This is a genomic window from Streptococcus intestinihominis (assembly GCF_046824975.1).
In the GTDB taxonomy this organism is placed as follows: domain Bacteria; phylum Bacillota; class Bacilli; order Lactobacillales; family Streptococcaceae; genus Streptococcus.
In genome coordinates this window covers 58,514-63,303 of the sequence record NZ_JBKQBL010000006.1, presented here as the reverse complement: position 1 = coordinate 63,303, position 4,790 = coordinate 58,514, and the positions used below count along the sequence as shown (strand labels likewise).

At 46.3% G+C, this 4,790-nt stretch carries 6 protein-coding genes; 5 read left to right on the top strand and 1 reads right to left on the bottom strand.

Annotation, left to right across the window (positions count from 1 at the left end; all coding sequences use genetic code 11):
• On the bottom strand, positions 1-770 hold a 770-nt coding region (locus ACLOR3_RS09175), incomplete at its 3' end, for a MurR/RpiR family transcriptional regulator (RefSeq protein WP_412037173.1).
• Positions 771-1,088: 318 nt separating this feature from the next.
• Here ACLOR3_RS09175 and ACLOR3_RS09170 point away from each other — a divergent pair.
• From ACLOR3_RS09170 to ACLOR3_RS09150, 5 genes are all read left to right on the top strand, one after another.
• Positions 1,089-1,412 carry a hypothetical protein gene (locus ACLOR3_RS09170; protein WP_048717115.1) on the top strand — a complete coding sequence of 108 codons (324 nt, stop codon included), beginning with the start codon at positions 1,089-1,091 and terminating at the stop codon, positions 1,410-1,412.
• Positions 1,402-3,351 (top strand): V-type ATP synthase subunit I, encoded by a 1,950-nt coding sequence (locus ACLOR3_RS09165; RefSeq protein WP_411400928.1) that lies wholly within the window; start codon positions 1,402-1,404, stop codon positions 3,349-3,351. Before ACLOR3_RS09170 ends, ACLOR3_RS09165 begins: the two co-directional genes overlap by 11 nt.
• 41 nt (positions 3,352-3,392) lie before the next feature.
• The gene (locus ACLOR3_RS09160; RefSeq protein ID WP_342992204.1) at positions 3,393-3,872 is read left to right on the top strand and encodes a V-type ATP synthase subunit K; all 480 of its coding nucleotides are present in this window, start codon (positions 3,393-3,395) and stop codon (positions 3,870-3,872) included.
• Between the two features lie 85 nt (positions 3,873-3,957).
• Entirely contained in the window at positions 3,958-4,548 is a 591-nt protein-coding gene (locus ACLOR3_RS09155) for a hypothetical protein (RefSeq protein WP_411400927.1), read from the top strand.
• 8 nt (positions 4,549-4,556) lie between these two features.
• The coding region (locus ACLOR3_RS09150; protein ID WP_412037161.1) for a V-type ATPase subunit at positions 4,557-4,790 on the top strand (234 nt) is incomplete at its 3' end.

Genomic DNA, 4,790 nt, shown 5'->3' with positions numbered 1-4,790 from the left:
TAGCCATTGAGTTTTTTGTTTTCCCAATAGCTATTGAAAATTTTCTCCTTGCGCTCCCGATCCATTTCAAGAAAGTGAGCGTAGATTAAATCAATCGTGGTTAAGAAGGGAAGGGTTGCTGTAATACGGTCAATATAGGTGCTTCCAGGTAGGGGAGCAACTGGTAAAATTTCCGTAAAGTCCTCTTTGATAGCGTCTGGTTGAGCAGTAAGAAGAACGGTTTTTGCTCCCATTTCTTGAGCATCCAGGAGGCTATGGATAATCGAGCGGGTAGTTCCCGATAGAGAGAAGGCAATGACCAGGCAGGATTTATCCAAGATACTGGTCGTCCATGCAAAGCCGTCTTGATCGGTTAAGGCTTCGCAAACAACGCCCAGTCGAAGGAAGCGAAGTTTCATCTCAGAAGCCACCAATCCTGAGCTTCCTTTTCCAAAGAAGTAGACCCGATCTGCTTGAGTGATTAAGTTAGCGACTTCTTTGATTTGCTCGTCTTTTGCTAGGGTTTCTGTAGCCTGAAGGACCTGCTGGTAGCGACGCAAGACATCCTGTGTTAATTCGCCGTGCGGGGATTGTTGCTTTTGAGATTTGGTTTCTTCGTTAAAGTGATATATAAATTCCCGGTAGCCTGTGAAGCCACACTTTTGGGAAAAACGGGTCAAAGCAGCTTTTGATACATGCAAAAGTTCCGTCACTCTAGACGAGGAAAGAGAGTGTTGCTGCGCTTCAGGAGATAAAAAATAGCGGGCAATGTCTAGCTCTAGCTCCGTCATTTCTTCTTGATGGCTCTTAATAATGCTTCGGAGATCACGATCTTGTTTCACAGCAGTCCTCCTTTCAACCGAGGTTACACCCGGAGAAAATCCTATAATATATTTCACAGTATAACATAAAAAACCGGGATATACAAGGAATACGACCAGCGAACGACTGAAAGAAGGAACAGAATCCGCATCTTTTTTGAATCACCTTTGTTAAAAAAATAACCTCTGGAAACAAAGGAAAGACGCTGAAAAAAGTTGATGAAATATGTTATAATTTACACAAGAATTTGTTCCTTCTCATAAAGGAAGAGGTAAGGAGGTGGAGTGATGGCCAACGCAACTCTCGAAATGATGCAAGAGATTGAAATGGCGGCAGAAGCCGTTGTCGCAAGTTACGAGGATCAGGTCCAAGATTTGCGCCAACAGCTAGGTGATCACCTACAGGAGGTAGCAGCATCCTACGACAAAGAAACTGCTAAGCTGGTCGCAGAGCGGGAAGAGTCCTCGAAAGCGACGATTGCTAGCTTGGAAGCAGACCTGGCAGTGACCAGTCAACGCAATGACGAAAAGGTGCAGCAAGCTATGACAGATAAGCGCTCAGCTTTGGTAGACGAAATTGTAGAAAAGGTGGTAGCAACCTATGGCAATTAGTCCAATGCAACACCTTTCTCTGGTTTTGCCCACAAATCTAATGGACGAGCTTCTCTTGTCGCTCCAGTCAGAGGAATCCGTCCAAATCTATGATTTGAGCGAGCAAGAGGATTGGCAAGTTGCCTTTCAGACGAGTGATGGGTCCAAAGGATCAGCTCTAAGAATGGATGAACTAAGACGTCGGGAAGAGCAGTTAGAAAAGGCTATTCAGGCCCTGGAGCCTTTCATTCCTCAGAAGAAGGGATTAGAAAAACTGAAAGAAGCTCCTTTGTCTTTGTCTTTCCAAGAGCTAGAGTCCCATGGACTTATCCGTGATGAGCAACGTCTCTTACAGTCCGTACAAAAACAATTGGCTGTCTTAGCAAAGGCTCGGGATCGCATCCAGCAAGCCCAAGAGGAAATCGCCTCTTTAGAAAAATGGGCTGCCTTGACGACAACACCTGACCAGCTCAAGCGTTTCCGTTATGTTCGTGGTTTAATCGGTACCATTCCGAATAGTGAACAGGATCAGGCGCGACAAGCCTTGCTGGCTCATCCAGATGTAGAGGTCGATGTGGTCTTTAGCTCGGAAACGGAGCATGGGGTGGTAGTCTTGTATAAGTCTGGGGATTTAACAGACCTTCAAGATACGCTGACCAGTTCGCATTTCAAAGAGTTTGATTACCAAGGAGAAACGCTACCAAAAGAACGTTTGGAGCAACTCAAGAGAGAAATCAAAGAACAAGGTGCTGTCGAAGCAGCTACGTTGGAAACGCTCAGTCAAGCCAAGGAAGACCTCAACCAGCTCAAGTATCAACTCGATTATGTCTTGAGTCTAGGAGCCCGGGAAGAGGCCAAAGGCTCTCTTGCCAGTACAGCTCATTTGGTTGCCCTAGAGGGATGGATTGAAACTACTCAACTAGAAGCTTTAAAAGCCAAACTTCAAAAGGAGTTTGGGAACCAAGTCGTCTTGCAGACACGTGAAGTCGCTCAAGAAGAATGGGACCAGGTGCCCATCAAGCTGAAAAACAATGCCTTGGTGGAGCCCTTCGAGTTAGTGACAGAGATGTATGCCTTGCCCAAGTATTACGAGAAAGATCCGACCCCAATCGTCTCCCTCTTCTACTTTGTTTTCTTCGGCATGATGGTAGCAGATATCGGCTATGGTCTCTTGTTGACATTGGCAACTGGCTTTGCTCTAAAAGCTTTCCAGCTTCAGCCGAGCGCAGCAAAAAACCTTCGATTTTTCTGCCTCTTAGGAATCTCGGTAGCCCTTTGGGGAGTCGTCTACGGTTCCTTCTTCGGCTTTGAGATGCCCTTTGCTTTGATCAGTACGACGACCAATGCCATGACTATCTTGATCCTATCGGTTGTCTTTGGTTTCATCACCGTTTTGGTCGGTCTCTTCCTAGGTGGAATGAAAAACGTTCGCCTGAAAGACTATACGGAAGCCTACAACGCAGGCTTTGCCTGGGTCTTGATCTTGTTAGGCTTGATGCTCTTAGCAGTCGGAAACATCCTACCAGGTTTATCCTATCTAGTCCCCATTGGCCAGTGGCTAGCCATTCTCAATGCGATTGGCATTTTGGTCGTGTCCATTGTTAGTGCAAAGAAATTATCAGGACTTGCAGCAGGTCTCTTTAATCTTTACAACGTCAGTGGCTATGTCGGAGACTTGGTCAGCTTTACTCGTTTGATGGCGCTTGGTTTATCAGGGGCCAGTATCGGTTCAGCCTTTAACTTGATTATCAATCTCTTCCCAACCCTGGGACGATTCACCGTCGGCCTTGTCCTCTTTGTCCTCCTCCATGCCATCAACATGTTCCTGTCCTTTTTATCAGGCTATGTGCATGGAGCGCGTTTGATCTTTGTCGAGTTCTTTGGCAAGTTCTACGAGGGTGGTGGCAAGCCCTTCCGACCTCTAAAACCGTCGGAACGCTATGTCAAAACAAAAAAATAATTCAGTAAATCAATCATAAAAAATTTTATAGGAGTATATTCATGGAATCTTTAGCTTCATATTTCTCAACCCATGGGGGTGCCTTCTTTGCAGCACTTGGTGTAGTCATTGCAGTGGCTCTTAGTGGAATGGGTTCAGCCCTCGGTGTTGGTAAGACTGGTCAGGCAGCTGCCGCACTCTTGAAAGAACAGCCAGAAAAATTTGCCCAAGCCTTGATCTTGCAATTGTTGCCAGGTACACAAGGTTTGTACGGTTTCGTTATCGGGATCTTGATTTGGTTGCAAATTAAGCCAGATATGGCTCTTGAAACAGGAGTTGCTTACTTCTTCACAGCCCTTCCAGTAGCGATTGTCGGCTATTTCTCAGCGAAACACCAAGGAAATGTCGCAACTGCTGGGATGCAAATCTTGGCAAAACGCCCAGAAGACATGATGAAAGGGGTTATCCTTGCGGCCATGGTTGAAACCTATGCCATCTTGGCCTTCGTTGTGTCCTTCCTTTTGACTCTTCGCGTCGGCTAATCTAGACACACCTCAGTCAAAGAAGAGGAATGTTCTCTTCGTCTATTATCGGTGGCGAAGAACTCCAAAGGAGGAAATAAAAACAATGACGGATTATTCCCAATTAAAGGATTCCATCCTTGAACAGGCCCATGAAAAAGGCCGGAAATTAGTGGCAGAAGCGACGGCCAAGGTTCAAGCAGAGTCCCAGTTGCAGGAAGCTCGTTTGGTAGAAGAAAAGTTACACCAACGGGCGGTTCAATTGCAGACCATTGAGCGCCGCTTGCAACGTGAAAGCCAACAAATAGAAAATCAAAAGCGCCAATCAACATTGGTCACCAAGCAACGGGTCTTAAAAGAGTTGTTTGCGGATGCCTACCAGAAAATGGCGACTTGGTCACGCCAAGAAGAGCTCGCATTTCTGCATCGCATTCTTCCTCGCTATGCAGATCAAGCAATGCTCTTAACGTTTGGTGCTGTGACGGCAGAAAAAATGACAGATCAAGATCGTCAGGATTTGATAGAGGCCTATCCACAGCTTCAATTAGCAAAAGAAACGCTTGCCCAAGAGGCTGGTTTTGTCCTTTCCTTTGGCAAAGTGGATGCCAGCTACCTCTACCGTGATTTGGTTGATGCTGTGCGGGAGGATCAAAGCTTCCATATGGCAGCCAGCATTTTTAAAGAAGAGAAAAACTAGGAGGGGCTATGAGTGAACGGACGTATTCTCAAGTAAATACCGGGATTAGTGTACGTGAAGCTAGTTTTTTGAGCCCGGCTCAGTTTGATGCCCTTCTGAATAGCTCCGATGCAGAAGCGCGTGCTAATCTCTTGCAAGGGACGGCCTATGCCTTGGAGGCAGATCAACTGCGTCAAGTCCAAGTGGTCGAGCAAGCCTTGATGAAGCACCTTCTGGCAGAGTACGATTGGGCTTATCAGGTA

Coding starts and splice junctions, on each gene's coding strand:
- ACLOR3_RS09170 (WP_048717115.1), top strand. CDS start 1,089: ATGGCCAACGCAACTCTCGAAATGATGCAAGAGATTGAAATGGCGGCA.
- ACLOR3_RS09165 (WP_411400928.1), top strand. CDS start 1,402: ATGGCAATTAGTCCAATGCAACACCTTTCTCTGGTTTTGCCCACAAAT.
- ACLOR3_RS09160 (WP_342992204.1), top strand. CDS start 3,393: ATGGAATCTTTAGCTTCATATTTCTCAACCCATGGGGGTGCCTTCTTT.
- ACLOR3_RS09155 (WP_411400927.1), top strand. CDS start 3,958: ATGACGGATTATTCCCAATTAAAGGATTCCATCCTTGAACAGGCCCAT.